21 protein-coding genes are annotated in these 25,977 nt (G+C 73.4%); 12 read left to right on the plus strand and 9 right to left on the minus strand.

From position 1 onward, the window contains the following. Nucleotides 1-60 precede the first annotated feature (60 nt). Entirely contained in the window at nucleotides 61-480 is a 420-nt protein-coding gene (locus BM127_RS15030; protein ID WP_091199756.1) for a hypothetical protein, read from the plus strand. Nucleotides 481-511: 31 nt separating this feature from the next. Then, nucleotides 512-3,043, plus strand: coding sequence for an ATP-dependent helicase HrpB (hrpB, locus tag BM127_RS15035; protein WP_198554283.1), 2,532 nt, complete (start codon nucleotides 512-514; stop codon nucleotides 3,041-3,043). 36 nt (nucleotides 3,044-3,079) lie between these two features. On the opposite strand, the gene BM127_RS15040 is transcribed toward hrpB, so the two are convergent. Further along, entirely contained in the window at nucleotides 3,080-3,976 is an 897-nt protein-coding gene (locus BM127_RS15040; RefSeq protein WP_091199759.1) for a helix-turn-helix transcriptional regulator, read from the minus strand. Nucleotides 3,977-4,125: 149 nt separating this feature from the next. On the opposite strand from BM127_RS15040, the gene BM127_RS15045 reads away from it, so the two are divergent. After that, a complete protein-coding gene (locus tag BM127_RS15045) occupies nucleotides 4,126-5,109 on the plus strand; it encodes an aldo/keto reductase (RefSeq protein WP_091199760.1) in 984 nt (327 codons plus the stop codon). Nucleotides 5,110-5,125: 16 nt separating this feature from the next. Here the strand turns inward: BM127_RS15045 and BM127_RS22325 are convergent, their stop codons facing one another. From BM127_RS22325 to BM127_RS15060, 3 genes are all read right to left on the minus strand, one after another. Continuing rightward, nucleotides 5,126-5,920 carry a hypothetical protein gene (locus BM127_RS22325; RefSeq protein WP_091199762.1) on the minus strand — a complete coding sequence of 265 codons (795 nt, stop codon included), beginning with the start codon at nucleotides 5,918-5,920 and terminating at the stop codon, nucleotides 5,126-5,128. A gap of 40 nt (nucleotides 5,921-5,960) precedes the next feature. Continuing rightward, entirely contained in the window at nucleotides 5,961-6,245 is a 285-nt protein-coding gene (locus BM127_RS15055; RefSeq protein ID WP_091199764.1) for a TFIIB-type zinc ribbon-containing protein, read from the minus strand. Between the two features lie 61 nt (nucleotides 6,246-6,306). Beyond that, nucleotides 6,307-6,765 (minus strand): GNAT family N-acetyltransferase, encoded by a 459-nt coding sequence (locus BM127_RS15060; protein WP_091199766.1) that lies wholly within the window; start codon nucleotides 6,763-6,765, stop codon nucleotides 6,307-6,309. 80 nt (nucleotides 6,766-6,845) lie between these two features. Between BM127_RS15060 and BM127_RS15065 the strand changes: the two genes are divergently transcribed. The 5 genes from BM127_RS15065 to BM127_RS15085 are packed head-to-tail and all read left to right on the plus strand — an operon-like array spanning nucleotide 6,846 to nucleotide 14,263. Next, nucleotides 6,846-8,141 carry an SWIM zinc finger family protein gene (locus tag BM127_RS15065; RefSeq protein ID WP_091199769.1) on the plus strand — a complete coding sequence of 432 codons (1,296 nt, stop codon included), beginning with the start codon at nucleotides 6,846-6,848 and terminating at the stop codon, nucleotides 8,139-8,141. After that, nucleotides 8,138-9,640 (plus strand): DUF5691 domain-containing protein, encoded by a 1,503-nt coding sequence (locus BM127_RS15070; protein ID WP_091199771.1) that lies wholly within the window; start codon nucleotides 8,138-8,140, stop codon nucleotides 9,638-9,640. The genes BM127_RS15065 and BM127_RS15070 overlap by 4 nt, the downstream gene beginning before the upstream one ends. Beyond that, nucleotides 9,637-10,746 carry an ATP-binding protein gene (locus BM127_RS15075; RefSeq protein WP_091199773.1) on the plus strand — a complete coding sequence of 370 codons (1,110 nt, stop codon included), beginning with the start codon at nucleotides 9,637-9,639 and terminating at the stop codon, nucleotides 10,744-10,746. The genes BM127_RS15070 and BM127_RS15075 overlap by 4 nt, the downstream gene beginning before the upstream one ends. 9 nt (nucleotides 10,747-10,755) lie before the next feature. Then, nucleotides 10,756-13,074, plus strand: a complete 2,319-nt coding sequence (locus BM127_RS15080; protein WP_091199775.1) for a DUF5682 family protein — start codon at nucleotides 10,756-10,758, stop codon at nucleotides 13,072-13,074. Beyond that, on the plus strand, nucleotides 13,058-14,263 hold the full coding sequence (locus BM127_RS15085; protein ID WP_091199778.1) for a VWA domain-containing protein: 1,206 nt from the start codon (nucleotides 13,058-13,060) through the stop codon (nucleotides 14,261-14,263). Before BM127_RS15080 ends, BM127_RS15085 begins: the two co-directional genes overlap by 17 nt. 75 nt (nucleotides 14,264-14,338) lie before the next feature. Here the strand turns inward: BM127_RS15085 and BM127_RS22330 are convergent, their stop codons facing one another. From BM127_RS22330 to BM127_RS15105, 4 genes are all read right to left on the minus strand, one after another. Then, nucleotides 14,339-15,028, minus strand: coding sequence for a maleylpyruvate isomerase family mycothiol-dependent enzyme (locus BM127_RS22330; RefSeq protein WP_101228852.1), 690 nt, complete (start codon nucleotides 15,026-15,028; stop codon nucleotides 14,339-14,341). Further along, nucleotides 15,028-15,666 carry a hypothetical protein gene (locus BM127_RS22335; protein WP_091199782.1) on the minus strand — a complete coding sequence of 213 codons (639 nt, stop codon included), beginning with the start codon at nucleotides 15,664-15,666 and terminating at the stop codon, nucleotides 15,028-15,030. Before BM127_RS22335 ends, BM127_RS22330 begins: the two co-directional genes overlap by 1 nt. A gap of 35 nt (nucleotides 15,667-15,701) precedes the next feature. Continuing rightward, nucleotides 15,702-17,201: an SDR family NAD(P)-dependent oxidoreductase gene (locus tag BM127_RS15100; RefSeq protein WP_198554282.1), complete on the minus strand. Its 1,500-nt coding sequence runs from the start codon at nucleotides 17,199-17,201 to the stop codon at nucleotides 15,702-15,704. Nucleotides 17,202-17,364: 163 nt separating this feature from the next. Then, nucleotides 17,365-18,015, minus strand: coding sequence for a response regulator transcription factor (locus BM127_RS15105; RefSeq protein ID WP_091199784.1), 651 nt, complete (start codon nucleotides 18,013-18,015; stop codon nucleotides 17,365-17,367). 61 nt (nucleotides 18,016-18,076) lie between these two features. Between BM127_RS15105 and BM127_RS15110 the strand changes: the two genes are divergently transcribed. From BM127_RS15110 to BM127_RS15125, 4 genes are read left to right on the plus strand one after another with little or no spacing between them, the layout of a single operon-like run. Then, nucleotides 18,077-18,964, plus strand: coding sequence for an ABC transporter ATP-binding protein (locus BM127_RS15110; RefSeq protein WP_231263443.1), 888 nt, complete (start codon nucleotides 18,077-18,079; stop codon nucleotides 18,962-18,964). After that, nucleotides 18,961-19,638 (plus strand): ATP-binding cassette domain-containing protein, encoded by a 678-nt coding sequence (locus BM127_RS15115; protein ID WP_091199789.1) that lies wholly within the window; start codon nucleotides 18,961-18,963, stop codon nucleotides 19,636-19,638. Before BM127_RS15110 ends, BM127_RS15115 begins: the two co-directional genes overlap by 4 nt. A gap of 56 nt (nucleotides 19,639-19,694) precedes the next feature. After that, on the plus strand, nucleotides 19,695-21,995 hold the full coding sequence (locus BM127_RS22340; protein ID WP_157829553.1) for a hypothetical protein: 2,301 nt from the start codon (nucleotides 19,695-19,697) through the stop codon (nucleotides 21,993-21,995). Continuing rightward, a complete protein-coding gene (locus BM127_RS15125) occupies nucleotides 21,992-25,060 on the plus strand; it encodes an FtsX-like permease family protein (protein ID WP_091199794.1) in 3,069 nt (1,022 codons plus the stop codon). Before BM127_RS22340 ends, BM127_RS15125 begins: the two co-directional genes overlap by 4 nt. Nucleotides 25,061-25,070: 10 nt before the next feature. Here BM127_RS15125 and BM127_RS15130 read toward each other — a convergent pair whose 3' ends face one another. After that, nucleotides 25,071-25,865: a response regulator transcription factor gene (locus tag BM127_RS15130; protein WP_091199796.1), complete on the minus strand. Its 795-nt coding sequence runs from the start codon at nucleotides 25,863-25,865 to the stop codon at nucleotides 25,071-25,073. Nucleotides 25,866-25,977 lie beyond the last annotated feature (112 nt).

Consider the following 25,977-nt stretch of genomic DNA (forward strand, 5'->3'; position numbering starts at 1 on the left):
GGACGAGCCCGGGGTACCTCCATCACGACCCAGCCTCGACCCCAGCCAGCAGGAGCAGCCATGACCGAGACACCGAACGAGTCCGCAACCACGTTGACCGAGGACGAGAAGAAGACCGTCAGGTCCGCAGCCCTGCGCGCCGGAGCACTCGTCGCCCAGGCCGAGCCCGGGTTCCTCGACACGTTCAAGGAGTCCTTCGCCGCCAGCAAGGCCGTCAAGACCGCCTCGCCCGAGGTGCAGAAGCTCGTGGGCGGGGGCCTGCCCGAGATGCCCTCCGGCAGCAAGGACGACGTCACGGCGCGCACCATCGAGCTCCTCCAGCAGGCCGTCGGGATCCTGACGGCGAAAGCCCCTCAGCTCGTCGAGGAGTACAAGCAGGTGGTGCTCCAGTCCGCCAAGGACGTCGCAGCCGCTGCTGACGACACGTCTCACGGCGAGACCGCCGCCATCGGCCAGATCGAGCGCGCGCTCGCGGGCTGATCGGCGCAGCCGCGTCGGGCACACTGCACGGGTGTCCGACCCGCTGCGCCACCTGCTCGCTGCGCCGCCCGACCTCCCGGTCACCGCGGGCCTGCCCGCTCTCGTGGAGGCGCTTCGTACTGGCGGGGTCGCGGTGGTCCAGGCCCCGCCGGGCACCGGCAAGACGACCTTGGTCCCACCCGCGGTCGCCGGGGTCGTCGACGGACGGGTCGTCGTCACGCAGCCCAGCCGCATCGCAGCCCGCGCTGCTGCCCTCCGGCTGGCGCACCTGGTCGGCGAACCGGTGGGCGAGACGGTCGGGTACTCCGTACGCGGAGACCGCCGCACCAGTCGACGTACGCGGGTCGAGATCGTCACGACCGGCCTGCTGCTCCGGCGGATCCAGCACGACCCCGAGCTGGCCGGCGTCGGCGCCGTCGTGCTCGACGAGGTCCACGAGCGCCACCTCGACGCCGACCTGACCCTGGCGCTGCTCATCGACATCCGGGCCAACCTGCGTGAGGACCTAGCCCTGGTGGCGATGTCGGCCACCATCGAGGCCGAACGGACCGCCGCCCTGATCGGCAGCGACGATGACGGTGACGCTCCGGTGATCAGCGTCCCGGGTGCCCTGCACCCGGTCGAGGCGATCTGGTGCCCGCTGCCTGCGGGGGCGCGTCGCACCGACGACCGGGGGATCACCCCGGCGTTCCACGACCACGTCGCCGCGACCGTACGTCGGGCTCTGGCCGATCACGAGGGGGACGTCCTGGTCTTCGTGCCGGGTGTCGCGGAGGTCGACGCGACCGTACGCCGCCTGGCCGGCGTGGACGCGGACGTGCACGCCCTGCACGGGCGGCTGTCGGCCGCCGCTCAGGATCTGGCGCTCAGCGAGGGCCCGCGTCGACGCGTGATCGTCTCGACCGCGGTCGCCGAGTCCTCGCTGACAGTGCCGGGCGTACGCGTCGTGGTGGATGCCGGGTTCTCCCGCGAGCCGCGCACCGACCACCGTCGCGGACTGGCCTCCCTGGTCACCGTCGCGGTGAGCCGGGCAGCGGCCGAGCAGCGGGCGGGACGAGCCGGACGGCTGGGTCCGGGAGCCGTGCTGCGGTGCTGGTCCGAGACGGAGCACGCGCACCTGGCCGCCCACCCCGAGCCCGAGATCGCCACCGCCGACCTGACGGCCTTTGCTCTGGAGGTGGCGTGCTGGGGCAGCCAGGACGTCCACGAACTGGCGCTGCTCGACCAGCCACCGGCGCACGCTCTGGCGTCGGCCCAGGAGGTGCTGGTGGGCCTGGGGGCGATGACCGAGGACGGGAGAGCCACCGAGCGGGGCCGGGTGATCGCCGGGGTGCCGGTCGATCCCAGGCTGGCGCGCGCACTCATCGACGGGGCTGGTCTCGTCGGAGCGAAGCGAGCCGCCGAGGTGGTCGCGATGCTGAGCGAGGACGTACGCGCTCCCGGCGGGGACATGGTCGCTGCGCTCCGGTCCCTGCGCACTGACAAGCGGGCGGGATCGTGGCGCAGCCAGGTCACCCGGCTGGCGGAGGTCGTCGCGAAGCAGGACACCGCCGGGGAGCGGGGCGACTCCCGCCCACTCACCGACGACGTGGCGGTGGGCCTGGTGGTGGCCCTGGCGCACCCCGACCGGATCGCACGCAAGCGAGCCCACACGTCGAGCTATCTGATGGCGTCCGGGACGGGCGCGGCGCTCGACCTGCGCGACCCGGGTCCGCTGGCCGGACTGGAGTGGCTCGCGGTCGGTGACGCGGAGCGACGGCCCGGGCGGCGCGAGGCGCGGATCCGCGCGGCGGCCCCTCTCACCGAGGACCTCGCGCTGGAGGCGGCGGGATCGCTGTGGACCGAGGTGGACGAGGTCACCTGGACCGGTGGGCGGGTGCTGGCTCGCCGGCGGACGTTGCTGGGCGCCATCGAGCTCAGCTCGACCCCGCTCAGCGATCCGCCCGCGCGGGCCGTGAGCGACGCGATCCGGGAGGCGGTCGCCAGCGAGGGGATCGCTCTCCTCGCCTGGACGGAGGCGGCCACGGCGCTGCGCGCCCGCCTCGACTTCTTGCACCGCGCGCTCGGTGACCCGTGGCCCGACGTGAGCGACGCAGCACTGACGCGGGACCTCGACTCGTGGCTCGGGGCGCAGCTGGCGCGGGTCCGCTCGGCGAAGGATCTTCGTCGCATCGACGTGACTGCTGCCCTGCGGGCGATGGTGCCGTGGCAGCAGGCAGGCAGGCTCAACGAATTGGCGCCCGAGCGCGTCGAGGTGCCCAGTGGGTCGAGTGTGCGGATCGACTACTCCCAGGACCAGCCGGTGCTCGCCGTGCGGCTGCAGGAGGTCTTCGGCTGGACCTCAGCACCGGTCCTGGCCGACGGACGGGTCCCGCTCCTGCTGCACCTGCTCTCCCCGGCGCGACGCCCGACCGCTGTCACTGCGGACCTGGAGTCCTTCTGGGACAACGGCTACCCGGCCGTGCGGGCTGACCTGCGTGGGCGCTATCCCAAGCACGCCTGGCCGGAGGACCCACGCAGCGCGCCGGCCACCGCGCGTACGAACAGGCCTCGGCGGAGCTGACCGGCGCGCGGGCGTGCCGTCCGATCCGTCAGCCGTTCACGCCCGTCCTGCCTCGGCGCCCGTCGCAGCCCAGCTCGCGAGCATCACGAGCGCATCGTGGCCCGGGCTTGCGGGCTCGGCGAGGTAGGTGACCAGGCTGGTGGTGCCGCCGACCTCGAGCGGCAGGGACTCGAACGGCAGGTCGATGTCGCCGACGACGGAGTGGTGCAGCTTCTTGACCCCTGTGCTGTGGATGCGTACGTCGTGGGCGGCCCAGCGGACCCGGAAGTCGTCGCTGCGCGTGGACAGCTCACCGACGAGCGCGGAGAGCCTGCGGTCGTACGGGTCGCGGCCGGCCTCGGCGCGCAGGAGCGCGACGGTGTCGTTGGCCACGACGTCCCACTCGCGGAACAGCGTCGTGGCTCGCGGGTCGAGGAAGACGAGGCGGGCGTTGTTGACCGGCTCGTCGGCGTCGTAGAACGGGTGGAACAGGGCTCGGCCGAGCTCGTTGGTGGCGAGCACGTCCAGCCGGGCGCTGAGCACGACGGCGGGCACCGTCGGCATCGCGTCGAGCAGTCGCTGGATCGTCGGGCGCACGCGGTCGCTGGTCGGCGTACGTCGTCGCTTCGCTCGCGAGGTCGGGCCGGCCGTGCGGAAGAGGTCGAGCAGGTGCGCGCGCTCGGCGTCGTCGAGCCGCAGCGCCTGCGCAATCCCCTCGATCACGCCGTCCGAGACGCCGGTGGCGTCGCCGCGCTCGAGGCGGATGTAGTACTGCGGTGACACCCCGACCAGGAGGGCCGCCTCCTCCCGCCGCAGCCCCGGCACGCGGCGGCGGTCCCCGTCGAAGGACGGCAGGCCTGCCTGCTGCGGGGTGATCCGAGCCCGACGGGTGCTCAGGAACTCCCGGATCTCGGCCCGAGCAGCATCGCGGGGACTCTGGTCCGGGTCACTCATGCGCCCACTGTACGAACCCGGCGAGCGGTGTGGGAGTCACTGCCGGTGACCCCTACGGCCGGGACTCCCGGACGCCGTCGAGCGCTGGTTGTGTGGTCCGTGGCGGCCCTTCGCCGCCCACCACCGCCAGCACCTGAGAAAGAAGTCTGATGAAGAACGCACACCTCGGCGACCTCGCCGTCTCCCGCATCGGCCTCGGCGCCATGACCATGGCCGGCACCTACACGACGGGCGGACCGCTCGACGACTCCGAGTCGATCCGCACGATCCACCGCGCCCTCGACCTCGGTGTCACGCACATCGACACCGCGGAAGTCTACGGCCCGTTCCACAGCGAGGAGCTCGTCGGGCGGGCCGTGAAGGGACGCCGCGACGAGGTCGTGATCGCCACCAAGTTCGGCCTGGTGCAGCACCACGGCGACACCCAGTCCTTCGCCACGGACAGCAGCCCGTCCAACATCCGGGCCGCCGTGGAGGGCTCGCTGCGGCGCCTCGACACCGACCACATCGACCTCTACTACCAGCACCGGGTCGACCCGAGCACGCCGATCGAGGAGACCGCGGGCGCCGTCGCCGACCTCATCGCCGAGGGCAAGGTGCGCCACTTCGGGCTCTCCGAGGCAGCGCCGGACACGATCCGCCGGGCCCACGCGGTGCAGCCGGTCAGCGCGCTCCAGACCGAGTACTCCCTGTGGACCCGCGACGTGGAGGCCGAGATCCTGCCCCTCCTGCGCGAGCTCGGTATCGGCTTCGTGCCCTACTCACCCCTCGGGCACGGCCTGCTCACCGGGCAGATCCGCAGCGTCGACGACTTCGGTGACGATGACTGGCGCAGGACGAACCCCCGGTTCACCGGCGACAACTTCCGGCGCAACCTCGCCCTCGTCGACGAGGTCACCGCGATCGGTGCTGAGATCGGCGCCACGCCTGCCCAGACGGCGCTGGCCTGGCTGCTCACCCGGGGCGACGACATCGCGCCGATCCCGGGGACCCGCCGCCTCGCACGGGTCGAGGAGAACACCGCGGCTGCGGACGTCGAGCTCACCACCGACCAGGTCCAGCGGCTGGAGTCCCTCGAGCCGGCCGCCGGGGATCGTCACGACGAGGCGAACATGGCCACGATCGACCGCTGACGCGGTGGGCGGTGGCTCAGAAGCCGCCGAAGTCGAACCCGCCGCCGCCGTCGAAGCCCCCGCCGCCGCCGTCGTAGCCCCCGCCGTCGCCGCCGTCGGAACCCCCGCCGTCGTCACCGCCGCCGCCGTCGCCACCGCCGTCGTAGCCGCCACCGAGGTCGCCGAACATCATCCCGCCCATGAACATCCAGGTCATGGGTCCGAAGGCACCGAAGTAGCCCGCGGCGTAGGGCTCGTAGGCGCGGCCGCCCTGCCAGTAGGGGACCCGCTGCGCGCCGACCATCACCTTGCGTACGTCAGGCTCAGCGCCGGCATTGACGCGCTCGACGTCGAGGGCGCAGGCGGGCACGTCGCGCTCGACGCCGTCCGGCGGGACGAAGAGGACGTCGGCGACCGACGGCCCGTGGCGCGGGTCGAAGAAGCACGGCGGTCGCCGGGTGGGCAGCGGCTTGCCCTCGACGCGGGCGCGTACGCAGGCGATCGCGTAGCGACCGTCCTCGACGATCGAGGTGATGTGCCGGATGTCCTCCGGCTGGGTGATGGAGTCGCCGGCGAGCTTGGCGGACTCGTAGGCGTCGAGCGCCCGCTGGTAGTCGGCGTTGGCGCCGGCGTCGAGGTCGTGGCCGCTCATCTCGTAGTCGAGGTCCTGCAGGTCGACGCCGAAGGCGGTGATGTCCTCGAAGGCCAGCTTCTTCACCGGGGCGAGCTCGTCCTCGCGCCGTTGCAGCTCCCGCTCCTTGCCGCGTCGTGTCGCCACCACCGCGACGGCTCCCAGCACGCCCAGGACCAGCATCAGCAGGATCAGCTCCATGACGAGACTCTACGTCGCGAGGCGCAACCCGATCCGCGGCTCAGCCGAAGAGCTCGCCGAGCCAGTGCTCCTTCTTCTTGCCCCGGTACTGGCTGGAGCCTTCATGGCGACGGTCACGGTCCCGGTCGTCGTACGCCGGTCGCGCGTCGCGGACAGGTGCGGCAGGGGGCGCGGCCGAGCGCGACGCCTCTGCCTCGGCACGCTCGAGGATCTTGTCGAGCTCACCGCGGTCGAGCCACACGCCGCGGCACTCGGGGCAGTAGTCGATCTCCACGCCGGCACGCTCGCTCATGACGAGGGTCGCTGAATCAGTGGGGCACTTCATTCGGATCCTCCTAGACACGGGCAACTCCGCCCAGCCTAGGTCGGCACTGCACGGGGCCCGCTCACGTCAGCCGTAGCCGGTGCTCCGTCTCGTCCTCGCCGACGTAGGTGAACCCGCAGCGCTCCCAGAAGGCCCGCGCCCGCGGGTTGTCCTTCTCCACGCCGAGCTCGACCGGCAGACCGTCCGTCCGGGCCGCCGCCACGACGCCGTCGACGACCGTGCGCCCGACGCCCTGCGACTGGTGCTCCGGCAGGAGTTGGAGCCCGGCGATCTCGACGAGCCCGCCACGACGTACGACGCGCAGCCGGCCCGCGGCCTGACCGTCGACCTCGACCACCGAGATCGACGACCCGGCACCGTCGCCGTCCACCTGCTCGGCGGTCCACGCGCCGAAGCCGGCGCGGTAGTCGACCTCGTCGAAGTCGTCCGGCAGCCGCCCCTGGTGCAGCGTCGCCTCGATGACGACCGTCGTCAGGAAGTCGACGTCTGCCTGGGTCGCGGGACGGATGATGACGGGCACACGGGCAGGCTAGGTCAGCGCGGGCTGAATGGCGTCAATGACCCTCGACTGTCGGCAGCGGGTGGTTTGATGGCCGCGCCATGACCCGATGGACCCCCAGCCAGGTGACCGAGGCCGCGCCTGACGCCGCCTCGCTGGCCGCGGGGCGCAAGCTCGCGATGCCGGGACCGTGGCGTGACACCGGCTGCAACGACGTACTCGTCTGGGGCCAGTGCCAGGGCAGCGGCAAGACGCCCTACCAGGTCAGCGTCGATCTCACCGGGCCTGCCTACCGGTGCTCCTGCCCGAGCCGGAAGTTCCCCTGCAAGCACGCGATCGCCCTGCTGATGCTGTGGTCGGAGGGCGTGCTGGACGAGTCGGGACAGGTCGCGGCCTTCGCCGAGGAGTGGGCCACGCAGCGCGCCGACAAGGCGGCTGCGCCCGCCAAGGCAGCTGAGAAGCCGACGGACCCCGCTGCCCGCGCCAAGCGGATCGAGCAGCGGCTGGCCCGGATGGACGCCGGCGTCGAGGACTTCCGGCTGTGGCTGGCCGACCTGGTGCGCAGCGGACTCGCAGCTGCCCGCGCACAGCCGTACGCCTTCTGGGACAACGCCGCCGCCCGCCTCGTCGACGCCCAGCTGCCAGCACTGGCCGAGCGGGTGCGCGAGGCCGGGTCGCAGATCCACGCCCGGACCGACTGGACCGAGCACCTCCTCGCCGAGGTGGGTCGCTGGTGGACGATCACCTGCGCGTGGCAGGCACGCGAGACGCTCGGCGTCGACGAGATGGCCGAGGTCAGGGTCGCCGTCGGCTGGGCCCAGTCCAGCGAGGAGGTCCGCGACGGCGACGTACGTCCCGGGCCCTGGACCGTCCTCGGTGCCCACCGCTCCGACGACGGCCGGCTCCAGGAGCAGCGCACCTGGCTCGCGCACGCCGACGGCGAGGTGGTGGCCGTCCTCGACTTCGCCGGCTACGGCCAGGCGCTCGCCGTCCCCCAGCTCAGTGGGGCGCAGCTCGACGTCGAGCTCTCCCGCTATCCCGGCCACGCACCGCGTCGGGCGCTGTTCCGCAACCCGCCCGCGGGTGCCGAGTCGGTGACCGGCCTCCCCGGTCGTACGTCCCTCGCGTCGGTGCACGCTGCCGCTGCGGCGAGCCTCGGCGGGGCACCCTGGCGGGACCGGCACCCGGCCCCGCTGGCCGACGTCCGGGTCGTCGGCGAAGGAGACCACTGGCAGGTGAGCGACGCGTCCGGGTCGCTGCCGATCATGACCGGAGCGCCGATCTGGACGCTGCTGGCACTCGGTGGCGGTGCACCGGTGGACGTGTTCGGCGAGATCGAGTCCGGGGCCTTCCGCCCGCTCTCGGTGTGGCTCGACGACCGGGTCGTGGGCCTGTGAGCGGCGTCGAGCAGTGGTTGGGCGACGTGGCGACGGCCGCCCTCGTGGGCAGCGCCCGGCGCGAACCCCCGCCGATCCCCGCAGCCCTCGGCGTCGTCACCGACGACGAGGGTCACGCCCCCGAGCACCGGTTGCTGGCGAGCGCTGCGCTGGCCGACGCGGTCACCCGCGGGGGCGCGGGCCTGCAAGCCGCCGGGGGCCCGACCCACGACGCGCCCCCGGAGACCCGCGAGGCGTGCAGCGAGGCCGCAGCCCAGCTGGTGCACCTGCTCCTCCTCCAGCCGCCGGTGTCCATGGCGACGCGGGACGAGCTGGTCGTGGAGTGGCTGCGCCTGGCCGAGGCGGCCGGGCAGCGGGCGCCCTTCGCCGTGCTCCCGGCCCTGCTCGAGTTCGCCGCGCCGCGCCCTTCTGTCGCGCGTGCGCTGGGTGGCGTGATCGGCGAGAGGGGAGCCTGGCTGGTCGGGCTCAACGCGGCGTGGTCCGCGACGCTGGACGCCGACCGCACCGCACCGGTCGGCAGCGGCGGAGGCGACGACTGGACGGTGCAGTGGTCGACGATGGCGACGGCCGAGGCGACCGCCGCGTTCGCGGCAGGACGGCGTACGTCTCCCGCCGCGGCGCGCGCGCTGCTCGAGGCCGAGTGGGACACCGTCTCCGCCAAGGTGCGCGGTGAGGCCGTGGTGGCCCTGCGCCACGGGATCTCCGCCGCCGACGAGCCGCTCCTCGAGCGCGCTCTCGACGACCGGGCCAAGACCGTGCGGGAGGCCGCCGCAGGGGTCCTCTCCCTGCTCCCCGCGAGCGATCGCGCGGACCGGATGGCCGCGCGGCTGCGCGGCCTCGTGCGGGTCAGGGGCACCCTCTCGCGACACCTCGAGGTGGAGGTCCCCGACCCACCCGACGACGCAGCGGTCCGCGACGGCATGACGCCGCCCGCGAAGGGCGGCGGCCCGCCGCCGACGGTCTGGCTGGCGCAGGTCGTCCGCGGCGCCCCGCTCTCCACCTGGACCGAGATCACCGGCCGGTCGGTGGCGGCCACGCTGAAGATGGTCCGCGACAAGGACGTGCTGGCCTCGCTCGTCGAGGCGGTGCTCGACCGCCGCGACGCCGCGTGGGCGCTCGCCTGCGTCGAGCACGGCGTACCCGACCCGCGGCTGGTGTGGCTCCTGCCGCAGGAGAAGCGGACCGACCTGCTCGTCTCCTGGGTGGCGAGGCCGCCCGCGGGGCGAGACCTCGGTCGCCTGCTCGTCGAGGTGCCGCGGCCGTGGCCCGACGAGCTCAGCCGCGTCGTCCTCGGGCGGCTCCGTGGCGAGGGAGCGACGACCAGCCTCGCCCGGGCGGCAGCACCGCTCTTGCCGGTCGCGCTCAGCCCCTCGCTGGCACCCGCGGTCACCGCCCTGCTCGAGCAGGTGCCGGCCGATGCCACCCACCTGCGCCGGGCGCTCACCGAGACCCTGCAGCTCCACGCGTTCCGCACATCCCTCACGGAGGCCTTCAGATGACCACCAGCACGCCACCCACCGAGGCCGCCGAGGGTGTGCTCCGCGAGCACGCCGAGGACGCCTACGCCGACGAGCTGGCGGCGCTGGTGGCCGTGGACGACCGTCCCCGGCCTCCCTCGTGGCATCTCTCGCCGTGGGCGGTGTCGACGTACGTCCTGGGCGGGGAGCTGCCCAACGGGGTGACGATCACCCCGAAGTACCTCGGCCAGCGGCGCCTGGTCGAGGTGGCGATCTCCTCGCTGGCCACTGACCGCGCGCTGCTCCTGCTGGGCGTCCCCGGCACGGCGAAGTCGTGGCTCGCCGAGCACCTCGCCGCCGCGATCTGCGGCCGCTCCACCCTCGTCGTCCAGGGCACCGCCGGGACCCAGGAGGAGGCGCTGCGCTACGGGTGGAACTACGCCCGGCTGCTCGCCGAGGGTCCCTCCCGCGAGGCGCTCGTCCCGGGGCCGGTGATGCGGGCGATGGAGACCGGCGCGATCGCCCGGATCGAGGAGCTGACGCGCATCCCCTCCGACGTCCAGGACTCCCTCATCAGCATCCTGTCGGAGAAGACCCTGCCCGTCCCCGAGCTCGACGAGGAGGTGCAGGCGCGTCCGGGCTTCAACGTCATCGCCACCGCCAACAACCGCGACAAGGGTGTCAACGACCTCTCCTCCGCACTGCGCCGACGGTTCAACACCGTCGTCCTGCCGTTGCCCGACACCCTCGAGCAGGAGGTCGAGATCGTCCGCTCGCGGGTGACCGCCCTGGGTGCCTCGCTCGAGCTGCCGGCCGACCTCGCGTCGCTGTCGGAGATCACCCGCGTCGTCACCGTGATGCGCGAGCTGCGCAGCGGCGTCACCGCGGACCAGCGCACCACCATCAAGTCGCCGAGCTCGACCCTCTCGACCGCGGAAGCGATCTCCGTGATGACCAACGGGCTCGCCCTGGCCGCCCACTTCGGGGACGGCACGGTCCGCGCGGACGACGTCGCGGGCAGCCTCCTCGGCGCCGTGGTCAAGGACCCGGTGCAGGACCGCCTCGTCTGGCAGGAGTACCTCGAGACGGTCGTGCGCAACCGCAAGGAGTGGAGCGACCTCTACCGCGCCTGTCGGGACCTGGGCTGACCGACACCCATGACCGTCGACATCTACGGCATCCGCCACCACGGACCCGGCTCGGCCCGGGCCGTGCTGGCGGCGCTCGAGGCGCACCCGCCCGACCTGGTGCTGATCGAGGGCTGCCCCGAGCTTGACGCCATCGTCGACCTCTTGGGCGAGGACGACATGGTGCCCCCGGTCGCGGGTCTCGTGTACGCCGTCGACGAGCCGCGCAAGGCCACGTTCTACCCCCTCGCCCGCTTCTCGCCGGAGTGGGTCGCGGCCCGCTGGGCGCTGGCGCGCGGCGTACCGGTGCGCTTCCTCGACCTGCCTGCCACCCATGCGTTCGCGCTGGCCGACGAGGCTGCTGCGACCCCGCAGCCCGACGTGGAGCCCGACGTGGCGTCCGACGCCGAGCCGGAGCTCGACGTGTCCCCTGCACCGCCGGAGCGGCTCGACCCGATCGGGACCCTGGCGGCAGCCGCCGGCTACGACGACGCCGAGCGCTGGTGGGAGGACGCGGTCGAGCAGCGCTACGACACTCCTGCGGAGCGCTTCGACGCGATCCGGGACGCGATGGCGTCGGTCCGCGCGGCCGACACCCGCCCCGACGACGACCCCGACGTGCACGCCAACGCGCGACGCGAGGCGTGGATGCGCAAGGTGCTGCGCGCGGAGATCAAGGCCGCACCCGAGTCCCGGCTCGCCGTGGTGTGCGGTGCGTGGCACGCGCCGGCCCTCGTGCCCGCCGACTTCCCTGCGGTCTCGCGCGACCAGGCGCTCCTCACCAAGCTGCCGCGCACCAAGGTCGCCGCGGCCTGGACGCCCTGGACGGCGGCTCGGCTCAGCTACTCCTCCGGCTACGGCGCCGGGGTGGGCGCCCCCGGCTGGTACCAGCACCTCTTCGACCACCTCGCTCGCGACGACGCGGACCCCCGCGACCTCGCCACCACCTGGCTGGTGCGGGTGGCGAGGACCCTGCGCGAGGAGAAGCTCGACGCCTCGACCGCCTCCGTGGTCGAGGCGGCCCGCCTGGCCGAGACCCTCGCGACGGTGCGGGGGCGACCGTCAGTGGGCCTGAGCGAGCTCGACGACGCCGCACAGGCGGTGCTCTGCGAAGGCTCACGGCTCCCGCTCGACCTGGTCCACGAGCGCCTCGTGGTGGGCGCCGACCTCGGCACCGTCCCCGACTCGGCCCCCGTCGTGCCGCTGGCCGCGGACCTGACCCGCCAGCAGCGCTCGCTGCGCCTCAGGCCGACGGCGTCCGCCCAGGAGGTCGACCTCGACCTCCGACGCGAGAGCCAGCTCGCCCGGTCGGTGCTGCTCCACCGGTTGCAGCTGCTCGGCGTCAGGTGGGGCGAGCTCTCCGACACGGGCCGCACCACCGGCACCTTCAAGGAGAGCTGGACCGTCGAGTGGCGCCCCGAGCTGGCGGTCGATCTCGTCGAGGCGAGCGTCTGGGGCACCACGATCGCTGCCGCGGCCTCGGCCCGCGCCGCGGACCGTGCGGAGAGTTCGGCGGACCTCGCCGAGCTCGCCGCCCTGGTCAGCGCGTGCCTCACCGCCGACCTGCCCGACGGCATCGCCGCGGTGCTCGAGGCCCTCGACGCGCGGGCCGCGGTGCAGCACGACGTGCCGGCCCTGCTCTCGACGGTCGAGCCGCTCGCCCGCACCTGCCGCTACGGCGACGTGCGCGGTGTCGACACCCGACGCGTACGCACCGTGCTGGGCGCCACCGTCGTCCGTGCGTGCGTCGGGCTGCCGATGGCGTGCGCGAGCCTCGACGACGAGGCGGCGCAGCAGATGGTGACGGCCGTCGCCGGCGCGCAGCGCGGCCTCTCGCTGCTCGCCGACGGCGAGCTCGACGAGGCCTGGGCGCAGGCGCTGGAGTCCGTCTCGGCCCCCGACCACGTGGCTGGCGCCGTGGCCGGTCGGGCCACCCGGATCCTGCTCGACGCCGGTCGCCTGGACGCCGACACCACGGCCCACCGGATGGGCCGCCGACTCTCGCTGGTGGCGTCAGCACCCCAGGCTGCGGCGTGGCTCGACGGCTTCCTGGCCGGCGACGCCGTGCTGCTGGTCCACGACCACGCCCTCCTCGGCCTCGTCGACGCGTGGGTCGGCGGACTCGACGAGACAGCGTTCGAGGACCTGCTCCCGCTCGTACGACGGACATTCGCCCAGTTCAGCCGTGCCGAGCGCCGCACGATCGGCGAGCAGCTGTCCCGGCTCGGTGGACCTGACGAGCGGCCGCAGGGCGGGTCGACGGTCGACCTCGACCAGGCGATGCCCGCACTGCGGGCCGTGGCCGGCTACCTCGGGTGGAAGGTGGTGGACCGTGACGGAGCAGCCTGACGTCGAGGGCGACGCGCCTCGCGACCGGCTCACCCGCTGGCGCCTCGTGCTCGGCGGCAACGAGGCCGACGGCCTGAGCGGACCCGGCGGCGTGGCGGTGTCGCTCAGTGCCGCCGACGAGCGTCGCGACGGAGCCCTCGAGGCGTTGTACGACAGCGAGCGCCGCGGCGGGCTCGGCGGCTCCGCGCCGCGGGTCTCGCGCTGGCTCGGCGACATCCGCACCTACTTCCCGTCGTCGGTCGTGCAGGTGATGCAGGGCGACGCGATGGAGCGGCTCGGGCTGCGCCAGATGCTACTGGAGCCGGAGATGATGCGGTCGGTCCAGCCCGACATCGGTCTCGTCAGCACGTTGATCGGCCTCGGCCGGGTGATCCCGGAGCACTCACGCGAGACGGCGCGCGCCGTCGTGCGTCAGGTGACCGACGAGCTCGAGGAGCGGCTGCGCCAGCGCACCGTACAGGCCGTGTCGGGCGCCCTCGACCGCTCGGCACGCACCCGCCGACCGCGGATGCGCGACGTCGACTGGCGGCGGACCATCGCGGCCAACCTCAAGCACTACCTGCCCGAGCACCGGACCGTCGTGCCCGAACGGCTCGTGGGCTATGCGCGCCGCTCGACCCAGGTCGAGCGCGAGATCATCCTCTGCATCGACCAGTCTGGGTCGATGGCCGAGTCGATCGTCTACAGCTCGGTCTTCGGGGCGGTGCTGGCCTCGATCCGCTCGGTCAGCACGCGGATGGTCGTGTTCGACACCGAGGTCGTCGACCTGACCGACGAGATCGACGACCCGGTCGACGTGCTCTTCGGCGTGCAGCTGTGCGGTGGCACCGACATCAACCGCGCCCTTGCCTACTGCCAGGGGAAGATCACGCAGCCCACCGACACCGTGCTGGTCCTCATCAGCGACCTCTACGAGGGCGGCATCGCCGAGGAGATGATCAGCCGGGCGCGGTCGGTGGTGGGCTCAGGCGCCACCATGATCGCGCTGCTAGCGCTGAGCGACTCGGGACAGCCGTCCTTCGACGCCGACCACGCTGCTGCGCTCGCCGAGATCGGCGTGCCGTCGTTCGCGTGCACGCCCGACCTGTTCCCCGACCTGATGGCAGCCGCCATCGAGCGGCGCGACATCGGCGAGTGGGCGGCGGCCAACGACGTGGTCACGACGCACGAGACGACGCGGCGCGACTGAGGGCCGTCCCTCCCTCCGGACGTACACCCCGGCGTCGGCATCGACGGCGTCGGCAACGACTGCGACACCGCAGCTTCAGGGTGCCAGCGCGCCGGAGAGCACCTCGGCGACCTGAGGGTCGAGCGTCGAGGTGTCCGCGCGGTGCCAGAGCAGCCGCAGGAGCACCTCCGCCCGGTCGCGGACCTCGAGCTCGCGGCCCGCTCCGACGGTGACGTCGCCCGGCACGTCGGTCGCGACCAGTCGTACGGCTGCCGGCAGCGGGTCGACGCGGCCGAGCCGCACCTGCCGGGGGTAGAGCACCTCGGCCACCTCGAGAACACCGTCCCAGGCGAGCGCGGGGTCGTACGCCGTCGGCCGGTCGACGGCCTCCTCGGCGTCCCACGTGTGCATGGCGACCTCGTGGACCTGGCGCCGCCGCCAGAACCCGGCGGTGCGGTCGGTCGCGTCGAGCGTCCACGCGGGCGCGGCCGCGGGTGTGGAGGAGAGCACGTGGAGGAGGTGCGCCGCCTGACGGGCGTACCAGGCAGCGAGGGAGTGCTCGTCAGGCGCCGGTGGGGTCGGGCGGAGGTCCGGGGTGCCGGCCGTCACGGCGTGCGCCGCCCACTGGTGCACGCCCCCGACGTGCACGACCAGGTCGCGTACGGACCAGCCCGGGCAGTGCGTCACCGGGGCGTCGAGGTCGGCGGACGCGACCACTGCGGCGAGCCTGTCGGTGTGCGAGCGCAGCAGCGCCAGCCAGTCGGAGCCGTCCGACCCGTCGGGCATCACGCCTCCCAGGCCGGGCCGTCGCCCCCGACCTTCTCGACGAGCCGGCTCGCGACGTGCGCGGCGTTGGCACGGCGTACGTCCTCGGGGACCTCGGGCAGGTTCTCCTCCCAGTCCAGCAGCGTCGAGCCGCGCAGCTGCGGCATCCGCGCCGGGCGGCCGAAGAAGAAGGGGTGCAGGTGGGCACTGCCGTCGCCGTAGCGACCCACGTGGCAGCGGCCGACGCTCGGCAGCTCCTCGATCCCGGCGGTGATCGCGACCATCAGCCGGCCCATCTCCGAGGCGAGGTCGTCGGGCAGGTCGGCGAGGTCGTGGTGGTCGCGCGGCTGGAGGATCATCGCGACCGGCAGCCGCATGTCGAGCAGCTTGAGCCGCCAGCGCTCGTTGCTCCAGACCACCTGGGCCTGCTGCTCGGGCGTCTGCGGTCCGCGGCACTGGCACTCGGCGGGATCCTCGCCGCGTCGCGTCGGCTCCTCGTCCAGCATCGGCTCGAGCGGCTTGATCCGCAGGTCGTCGAGCTCGAACGGGAAGATGTCCCAGCCCGGCATCAGCTCGATCGCGACGGGCAGCCGGCCCTCGTCGTCGGTCGCGGCGGCGACGCGGGCGTGGAACTCTTCGGCGGTCTCGAGACGGGTCACGCCTCGAGTCAATCATCGACCAGCGGGGGAGGCCGTCACCAGGGAGACGGCTGGTAGTCCTTCACGAAACAGCCGAACAGGTCGGTCCCGGCCTCGCCCAGCACGATCGGGTCGTAGACCCGCGCGGCGCCGTCGACGAGGTCGAGCGGCGCGTGCCAGCCCTCGGCGGCGATCCGCAGCTTCTCCTGGTGCGGCCGCTCGTCGGTGATCCAGCCGGTGTCGACCGCGGTCATCAGTATCTTGTCCGTCTCGAACATCTCGCCCGACGACGTGCGCGTCATCATGTTGAGCGCGGCCTTGGCCATGTTGGTGTGTGGGTGGCCGGCGCCCTTGTAGCGACGGGAGAACTGCCCCTCCATCGCCGAGACGTTCACGACGTACGCCCGGCCGGAGGCCGCCGCTGCCGCCGCCGTCGACATCGCCGGACGCAGCCGGGAGACCAGCAGGAACGGCGCGATCGAGTTGCAGAGCTGCACCTCGAGGAGCTCGAGGGGGTCGACCTCGCTGACGGTCTGGGTCCAGGAGTTGTTGGTCTGCATGTCCGGCAGCAGCCCGCCCGCGTCGACCGCGGTGCCGGCGAGGTGGGCGTCGAGCGAGGCGTGCCCGGCCTTCAGCGCGAGCGCGGTGAGGGTGGCGGCGTTGTGGGCGGCCAGCGCCTGCTCGTCCGACTCGCCCTCGTGGTGGGCGACCGCGGTGTCGCCCAGGGCGCCGGCGATCGCGGCCGGGTGGGCCTCGGAGATCCGGTCGAAGGTGATCAGCTCGGGCAGGACCGTGCCGGACGGCAGCGGCTGCTGCTCGGCGTCGACCAGCGGCGCGTAGGCGCCCGGCGTGCGACGTACGGTCTGGCACGCGTTGTTGATGAGGATGTCGAGCGGACCGCTCGCCGCGACGTCGTCGGCCAGCGAGATGACCTGGGTCGGGTCGCGCAGGTCGATGCCGACGATCTTGAGCCGGTCGATCCAGTCGGGGGCGTCGGGCAGCGAGGAGAACCGGCGGACGGCGTCCTTGGGGAAGCGGGTCGTGATCGTGGTGTGCGCCCCGTCGCGCAGGAGGCGCAGCGCGATGTACATCCCGATCTTCGCGCGGCCGCCGGTGAGCAGCGCGCGCTTGCCGGTGAGGTCGGTGCGCTGGTCGCGCTTGGCGTGACTCATCGCCGCGCAGGAGGGGCAGAGCCAGTGGTAGAACGCGTCGACCAGGGTGAAGTCGGTCTTGCAGATGTAGCAGCCGCGGGGGTTGATCAGCTCGCCGGCGAAGGCTCCGGGTGCGGTGGACACCAGCGGGATGCCCGACGTCTCGTCGTCGATCCGGACCGGCGACCCGGTGGCGGTCAGCTCGGTGATCGCGCGGTCGTGGGCCAGCTCCTCGGCCCGCTTGGCGAGCTTGCGCTCGGCCTTGATCGACTTGTACATGTGCGAAGCCGCGCGCTTCACCGCGATGTGGTCGGGGTGCTCGCCCGGCACGCGGTGGAGGGTCTGCAGCACCCGCAGGGTCGTCGCCAGGTCGTCCGGGTCGATCGCGGGGTGGTGCTCGGTCACCGGAGGATCGTACGGCGGTGGCGCGGCGCTGCCCTCATCGTGACGACCGCAGGGTTCCAGTCCCCTTCGTACGCCTCCCGACCGTTGCAACCGGCGAGAACCTCGCCCTCCGGCGGGTACCCGGTGGTTGCGGCAACAGCAGCGGCCGACGAGCGGCCGAGCGTCAGCCCTCGCGGGCCGGCGACCCGTTGATCCGCACCCGGTCGGCGCGCATCCCGTGCTCGACGCCCCAGAGGACCGCCTTGGAGCGGGAGTCGACGTCGATCTTGCGGTAGGCCGAGCGGATGTAGGACTTGATCGAGTTGAGCGACAGCAGGGTGCGCTCGGCGATCTCCTGGTTGCTCAGGCCCATCGTGATGAGCGAGAGCACCTCGGCCTCGCGGGCGGTGAGGCCCTCCTCGCGGCCGGGCCAGTCGCCGCCGACGAGCGACGAGCGCCCGCGCGAGGGGGAGACCACGAGCTGACCGGCGGCGATCGCGTGGAGCGCGTCGACCAGCCGGGCGGCCGGGAGGCTCTTGGAGAGGTAGCCGCGGACGCCGGTGTTGAGGGTGTCGCGGGTCAGCCATGGCTGGAAGTTCCACGTGTAGACGGCGACGCTGCGCACCTGCGGGCTGTCGACCAGCCGCTGCACGGCGGGACCGTTGCCCTGGCCCATCCCGAAGGTGTCGTAGAGGGCCACGTCGACCGGCTGGCTGACCGGCTTGCCGGCCACCAGCTCGACGATCTCGACCCGGTTGCTGTAGCTGCGCATCATGGCGTCGAGACCCCGGACGACCACCTCGTCGTCGTTGACGAGCGCTACGCGAATCACCATGCGCTCAAGGTACGGCAGTTTATGTATGTTGAAGCCCGTTGTTTCATCAAAAGGGGGGCACGTGCGGGAGAGCACGACCGCGGTCGAGGAGACCCGCACCGGTGGGCTCGGCATCCGCTGCGAGGGGGTCGTCCACCTCTACAAGACCTTCGGCGGGCACGACGTCGTCGCCCTGCGCGGCGTCGACCTGACCATCCGCGCGGGCGAGCGGGTCGCGTTCCTGGGCCCCAGCGGCTCGGGCAAGTCCACGCTCCTCGCGCTGCTCGGCGGCATCCAGAAGCCCAGCGCCGGCAAGATCTTCCTCGGCGACGAGGAGATCTCCCGGATGGGTGAGCGCTACCTCGCCCGGATCCGCTCGCGCCAGGTCTCGACCATGCTCCAGGGCGCCACCCGCAACCTCCTGGCCTACGCCACCGCGCGCCAGAACATCGCCTTCGCCCGGCTCTCGCTCTCGGGCAACGAGCGCGGGGACGCGCTCGCCGACACCGAGCTGCTCGACCGGGTCGGGCTCGTCGACCAGGCCGACCAGGTGGTCTCCACCATGTCCGGCGGACAGCGTCAGCGCCTCGCGCTCGCCTGCGCGGTCTCGACCGCCCCGCGGCTGCTGCTCGCCGACGAGCCGACCAGCCAGCTCAGCCACGCCGACCGCGACCACGTGCTGCACCTGATCCACTCGCTCGGCGACGACTTCGGCACCACCATCGTGGTCGTCACCCACCAGCCCGAGGTGGCCGCGACCTTCCCGCGCACGGTGACGATGAAGGGCGGCCGGGTCGGCGCCGAGGGCCACGGCGGCTCCGAGTACGCCGTCGTCGGCGAGGACGGCGTGCTCCACCTGCCCGGTCACATCGCCGCCGAGTGGCCGCCCGGCACGCTCGTCCGCTTCGAGGACGACGAGCAGGGCCGCATCATCGTGACCCGCGCCAGCGGCGAGGGGAACCCGACATGACGCTCAGCGGATTCGGCCCCGGTCCCGTGCAGACCGACACCGCGCTGCGCCTCGACGGCATCACGTACGTCGCCGGGCGCACGCTCCTCGACGACGTCAGCGTCACCTTCCCGGCCGGCAAGGTGACCGCGCTGTCGGGGCCCAGCGGCTCGGGCAAGACGACGCTGCTCTCCATCGCCGGCGGCCTCCTGCAGGCCACCTCCGGCACCGCCGAGCTCGACGGCCGGGAGATGTGGACCGGCAGCGGTGACCCGCTCCCGCAGGTCGCGTTCGTGCTCCAGGTCTACGGCCTGGTGCCGATCCTCTCGGCCCGCGAGAACGTCTCGATCGCGCTCCGCGCCCGCGGCACCGCGCCCGCCGACGCCGACGAGGCGGCCGAGGCCGCGCTCGCGCGCTTCGGCATCGCCGACCTGGGCGAGCGCCAGGTCGAGGAGCTCTCCGGCGGCCAGATGCAGCGCGTCGCGTGCGCCCGCGGCTTCGTCGTCGGCGCCGACGTGCTGCTCGCCGACGAGCCGACCTCCGAGCTCGACGAGGGCAACCGTGGCGTCGTGCTGGCGGAGCTCCGCGAGGAGGCCGCCCGCGGTGCTGTCGTCGTGGTGGCCACGCACGACCCCGCCGTCGTCGAGGCCTGCGACCTCCACATCGCCCTCGACGAGGGCCGGGTCATCAGGTGAGTCGTGTCCTCCGGGGCGCCTGGAGTCGTCGGGGTGCCCTGACGACGCTGGTGCTGATGACGGTCGTCGTGGTCGGCGGCGCCGTGACGGTGCTGCAGTTCGCCGAGGCCGCCGCCACCTCCCGCTGGCTGACCGCGCCCCTGCTCCTGATCGGCGCGGTGGCGGTGCCGAGCATCGGCGCCGAGCTCGCCGTGGCTCGACGCGAGGAGATCGGCCTCGCCCGCCTGCGCGGCATCCACGGCGTGCGCCTGTGGCGCTTCCTCCTCGTCGAGCCGCTCCTCGCGATCGTCGTCGGCACCGTGGTCGGGCTGGTCGTCGGTGCCATCGGCACCCTGGTCGCCACCTCGACCTGGTTGGCCGAGACCGCCCCGGCCCTCGGTCGGCCGGCCCTCGTCGCGGCGGCCGCCATCGCGGGCGCGGCCCTGCTGATCGTCGGGCTGTCCGCCGCGGCCGCGCTCCGCGAGCCGCTCGCCGTCCAGGTCTCCAGCCGACGTCGCCCTCGGCGCGCGACGACGCTGGCCCTGTTCCTCAGCGTGCTGGTGTTCGTCGGTGCCGGCGTCGCCGCCTACCGCAGCCGCGCCGCCACCGGTGAGCCGGACCTCGTCGTGCTCGTCGGTCCCGCGCTCGTCGGACTTGCGCTCGGGCAGCTCGCGATCTGGACCATCCGGATCGCCGCCCGCGGCCTGACGCCGGTCACCGAGAAGCGTGGCATGGGTGCCTTCCTCGCCGCCCGCCGGCTGGCCCGTGCTGACGACCTCGTCACCCCGATCCGCCTCGTCGTCGCCGCGGCCGTCGTCGGTGCGCTGGCCCTCAGCGGTGCGGTCAGCGTCAACCGCTGGACCAGCGAGCAGGCGGGGGTGGAGGTGCCCGGCGCCCGCACCATCGACGCGACCAGCCTCGGGGCCGTGGGTGCCGTCGACCTGACGGAGCAGGTCGACCCGGAGGGGGACCACCTCATCGCCTCGGCCATCGTCCGCAACGAGGGTCGCCTGCCCGAGCGTCGGGCCTACGTCGACGCCGGCCGCTGGGACGCCGTCGTCGGCGACTTCTACGACGGCACGCCCGCCCGCGCGGCCTCCGACGCGGTGCACCGGCTGGCCAGCGACATCGTCCCCGTCCAGGCCGTCGGCGACCGGCTCACGATGACCGTGACCGGCTTGCAGGTGCCGCGGTCGCGTACGTTCCGCGGGCCCGACGGCGAGGACGTCGCGGTCGGCGGAGGCCGCCTCGAGCTGACCCTCAGCTATGTCGCCTCCGGCAACGCGTCCGGCGCTGTCACGGTGCGTACGGACGTCCCCCGGGACGGCACCCCCGTCACCCGATCCGTCCGCGTCCGCGCGTGCGCGGAGGGCTGCACGATCACCGGTCTCGCAGTGGGCCGCGACAGCCAGGGGCTCATCGACGGCAGCGTCTTCGAGGTGCTGCTCGACCGCCTCCGGCTCGGCGAGACCGACCTCCTGCAGCGGCCGTGGGTGCCCGACCCGGTCTCGGTCGAGTCGGCCCTCAACAGCAACTTCTTCCGCAACTACCAGCCCCCCGCCACCCTCGTGGTCAACCGCCCCGACGGGCTCCAGGTCGCGCTGCTCCCGTCCGTCGCGCTCGCGCTGGAGCTCGAGGACGCAGGGACGCGCGTGCCGGTGCTCGCCGCCGACGTCGAGGAGCCGCTGGCCCTCGACCTGGGTGGCGACGACCTCCCGACCGACGTCATCGGCGTGGCCCGGACGCTGCCGCTGCTCGGCAGCGTCGGCCTGCTCTCCGACATCCGTACGTCCGCCGCCGGGTCGGGGCCGACGGTCCCGTCCGCCGAGGTGCAGGTCGTCGCCGCCGACGGCACCCCGCAGGCCATGCTCGACGAGGTGGCGACCGCCGCCGACGGGACGTGGCGCACCCGCGACGCGGTGCGCGACTCCCTCGACGAGCGCTTCGGCGGCGCCCAGTCCGTGGCGTACGCCCTCACCGCACTCGCCTGCGCCCTCGTCGCGCTGCTGGCCCTCGGTGCGGGTGTGGCGCGGCACCTGCGCGACTACCGCCGCGACGTGGCGTCCCTGCGCGTGCTCGGCGTCTCCCTCGGCACCGCCCGCCGGGCCGGGCGCGCCGAGCTCGTCAGCCTGACCGTGCTCGTGCTCGGCATCGTGGTCGCCGGCGGCTCGCTGGCGGTCACGCTCCTCCTCGACGGCCTCCCGCTGCTGACGCTGCCCGTCGCCGGCCTGCCCCTCGACACCGCTCCGCAGGCGTGGCCGCTGGTGATCCCGGCGGTGCTGTCGGCCGCTGCGGTCGTGCTGGTCGGCGGTCGCGCCCGCGCCGTACGCGCCGCCACCACCCGGCCGAGCCTGCTGCGAGAGGAGGAAGGAGCATGATCTCGCTCCTCGGTGCCATCGTCCGCGGGCTGCGCTCCCGGGCCCTGCTGTCGGCGGGCTCGGTGCTGCTGACCGCGCTCGCGATCGGGTCCGCTGTGCTCGGCCCGGTCTTCTCGGAGGCGGTCACCAACTCCTACGTCGTGACGCGTCTCCAGGAGACCCCGACCGGCCTCACCGGCCTGAGCCGGGTCTTCACGCCCGACGGCGGCTCGTCGCTCGAGGAGGCCGAGCGCAACGCCGCGGCCGCCTCGACGGACCTCACCACGGGACCGTGGCAGGAGCCGGTCACGATCGCCCAGTCCGAGCGGTTCAGCGCCCTGCGCGGGGTGGTCACCTTCTGGTCGCGCGCCGACGCCTGCGACCACCTGGAGATCGAGGGCCGCTGCCCGGAGGCGCGGGGCGAGGTCCTGATGCTCGCCGCCGACCTGGAGAAGACCGGCGCCGAGATCGGCGAACCGCTGCCCCTCGCGATCTTCGAGACCAACGGCGTCAAGCAGCTCGGCCTCCCTCGGCCCGGCTTCGGCGAGGTCGTCGTGGTCGGCACCTACGTCACCCCCGGCCCCGGCGACGGCTGGCTGATCCCCGGCCGGCTCACCAGCACCAACGAGCAGGAGAGCATCCGCGGCGGCTACCAGCCCTTCGCCCCGGCCCCCCTGATCACGACCGACGACACCGTCACCGCAGCCGGCGGGTGGACCGTGCGGGTGGACACCGAGCTCGACGTCCCCTCCGACCTCACCCCCGACCAGCTCGACGAGGCCGCGACCTCGGCCACGGCGGTCCCGTCCGACGTCGCGCTCGAGGTCGAGGGCGGCACGCTGGTCGCCGACGACACCAACTCGCTCGCCGACGTGGTCGAGGAGGTCCGCTTCCAGCAGTCCACGGCGCGCAGCTCGATCGCGCCCGCCGTGCTGTCGCTGGTCCTGGTCGCGCTCGCGCTGCTCATGCGCCTGCTCAACGCCGCCAGCGAGCTCCGCGTCCCGGAGCTCGCCCTGGCGTCCCTGCGCGGCGTCACGGCCCGCAAGTTGTGGGGGCTGGGCCTCGCCGAGCCCCTGGTCGTGCTGCTCATCGCGACCCCCCTCGGCATCGCCTTCGGCCTCGGGCTCTCGGTGGTCCTGGTGCGGAGCTGGCTGGTGCCGGGGCTGCCCCTCCCGCTGCCGGGAGCCAGCTGGATCGCGGGCGCGCTGGTGCTCCTCGCGGCGTTCGCCGTCGCGTGCGTCGCGGTCGGCCTGGTGGTCCGCGAGTCGCTGGCCTCCCAGCTCAGCGGCGTACGACGTCCGGTGGCCGCGCGCCGCTGGTCGGTCATCGCCCAGCTCACCCTCGTCGCGCTCGCCGTAGCGACCCTGGCCAGCAAGCTGTCGGCCAGCGGTCCCGGCGAGCCGGACGCCACCGACCTCGTGCTGCCGGTGCTGCTGGCCGTCGTCGCCGGCCTCGCCGCCACCAGGCTCACCGCGGTGGTGGCGACGTGGTGGACCGGCCGCTCGCGGGGTCGCTCCCTCAGTGGCTTCGTGTCGTGGCGGGCGATCTCGCGCCGGCAGGAGGGCACGCTCGTCATCCTGCCCATCACCGCCGCCATCGCGGTGGCGGTCTTCGGTGCCGGTGTCTACGACTCCGCGGCGACCTGGCGCACCAGCGTGGCCGCGACGGCCTCGCCCGCCGACACCACCTGGTCGACCTCGCTCACCCTGGCCGAGGCCGTCGACCTCACCCGGAGGGTGGACCCCGAGGGCGAATGGATCATGGCCGCCGCCAGCGTCACCAACCCCGGCGCCAACTTCTCGGTCGTCGACAGCAGCCGCCTCGCTCGTGTGTCGACGTGGCCGCCCACGTGGAGCCCGGGGCGTGACGTCACCCAGGTGGTCGACGACATCGCGCCCGGCGGCGTCGTCCCCACTGTCACCGGCCGGCGGATCTCGATCACCATCGACAACCAGGCCGACATGGACCGCGACCTGTCCGTCGAGGTGCGCTTCGGCAGCCGCAACGGCCTGCCGCTCAAGACCTACGTCGGTCCCTTCGGTCCGGGCGAGTCGACGAAGTCGGCCCGGGTGCCGTTCTGCCGCGAGGGCTGCCCCCTGGAGGGGATGACGCTCGGCGGTGGCGCCGGCACCAACACGCGGATGTCCGGGACGCTGCGCCTGGTCGGCATCGAGATGGACGGCGCACCGGTCGACGCCATCGAGGGTGCCGGCTGGGCGCCGACGCCCGACCCGGCCGTACGCACCTCGATCACCGACCTGGTGGAGACCGACGGCCAGCTCGACATGACCGTCGAGACCGGCGACTCCGTGGGCATGGCCCGCCTCACCGCCGGTGGCATCACCCGCGACCGACCCGCGCTGGCCGGGCCCGGCGTGCAGGAGCGCGCGCTCACCAAGCTGGACGAGGGCTACGGCCTGATCCCGGTCGACCGCGTCGGCGAGATCGAGGGCATGCCCTTCACCGGTCCGTCCGGCCTGCTCGTCGACTACTCCTCGTTCCTCACCGACCGGCCGGTCTACGACAACCTGGTGACGGTCCACGTGCTGGCCCGCGAGGGCACGCCCACGTCCGTCACCGACGCGTTGTCCGAGGCCGGACTCACCGTCGGCACGACGCTTGCCCAGGAGCGCGCCGTGCTCGACCAGAGTGCGTACGCCCTGGCGCTGCGGCTCTACGGCGTGGTCGCCGTGCTCGTGCTGCTGATGGCGCTGGCCGGGCTCTTCGTCAGCGCGGCCGTGCAGCTCCCGGCCCGGCGCCGGGACGCGGCGGCGCTGCGCGTGGTGGGCGTGCCCAAGGCGTCGGTCATGGTGGCGGTGATGCGTGAGCTGGCGGTCGTGCTGGGCAGCGCGGCGCTGGCCGGCATCCTCGCCGGCTCGCTCGCGCAGTGGGTGGTGCTGCGCACGATCACGCTGGGCTACGCCGACGACCCGACGGCACCGGCGCTGGTGGCCGCGATCTCGCCCGTACGACTCGTGGTGCTGGCGCTGCTCGCCGCCGCGGTCTTCGGTGCGGTCGCGCTAGCCAGCGCGATGATGACCGTACGAGGCGCGCGGGGCGCGACCCTGCGCGAGTCGGCCCGCTGACCGGTCGGGGTCAGTTGCAGCAGGGGTCGAACCGGAACCCGACACCGCGGATGGTGCGGATCCACTGGTTGTCCGACGCGGCGCCACGCAGCTTGCGGCGCAGGTTGGCCAGGTGCACGTCGACCACGTGCGTGCTGTCCGGGACGAACTCGGTGTCCCACACCGCGCGCAGCAGCGCCTCGCGGGGGACGACCACGCCGGGGTTGCTGACGAGGTGGGCGAGCAGGTCGAACTCGGTGCGGGTCAGGTCGATCTCCTCGCCGGAGACCAGGACCTCCCGGGCACCGGTGTTGAGGGTCAGGTCGCTGCAGCCCAGCGGATCCGTGTCAACGCTCGGGCGCGTCGCCTCGCCGGCCGCGGTCGGCTCCGCGCTGCGTACGGCCTCGTCGCGCACCGTCTCGGTGCGTGCCACCTCGGCACGGGCGGAGTCTTGGTTGCGGGGTCGGCGGAACAGCGCCGCGACCCGCGCCTGGAGCTCGCGCATCGAGAACGGCTTGACGAGGTAGTCGTCCGCGCCGACCTCGAGACCGATGAGCCGGTCGACCTCGCCGGTGCGGGCGCTGACCACGATCACGTAGCAGTCGCTCACCAGACGGATCTGGCGGCAGACCTCGACGCCGTCGATGTCGGGCAGGGTGAGGTCGAGCGTCACCAGGTCGGGGCGCTGCTCACGGATGATCGTGAGCGCGTCGGCACCGGTGCGCGCGACGGCCACGTCGAAGCCCGCCTTGTCGAGGAGCCCGGAGATCAGGTCGCCCACGTCGTGGTCGTCCTCGACCACCACAGCCGTGCGTTGATCGATCATGCGCGAGCTCCCGAGACAGTGAAGTGGCTGGTGCGGTCGTGACGCCGACCGGAGCCGCACGCAGGACGCGAGCTCCCCAGCCCCTCCCGATGGTAGGCGGAAGAGGCTAGGA

Origin of the sequence: Nocardioides alpinus, assembly GCF_900112035.1 — a bacterium.
Taxonomy (GTDB): domain Bacteria; phylum Actinomycetota; class Actinomycetes; order Propionibacteriales; family Nocardioidaceae; genus Nocardioides; species Nocardioides alpinus.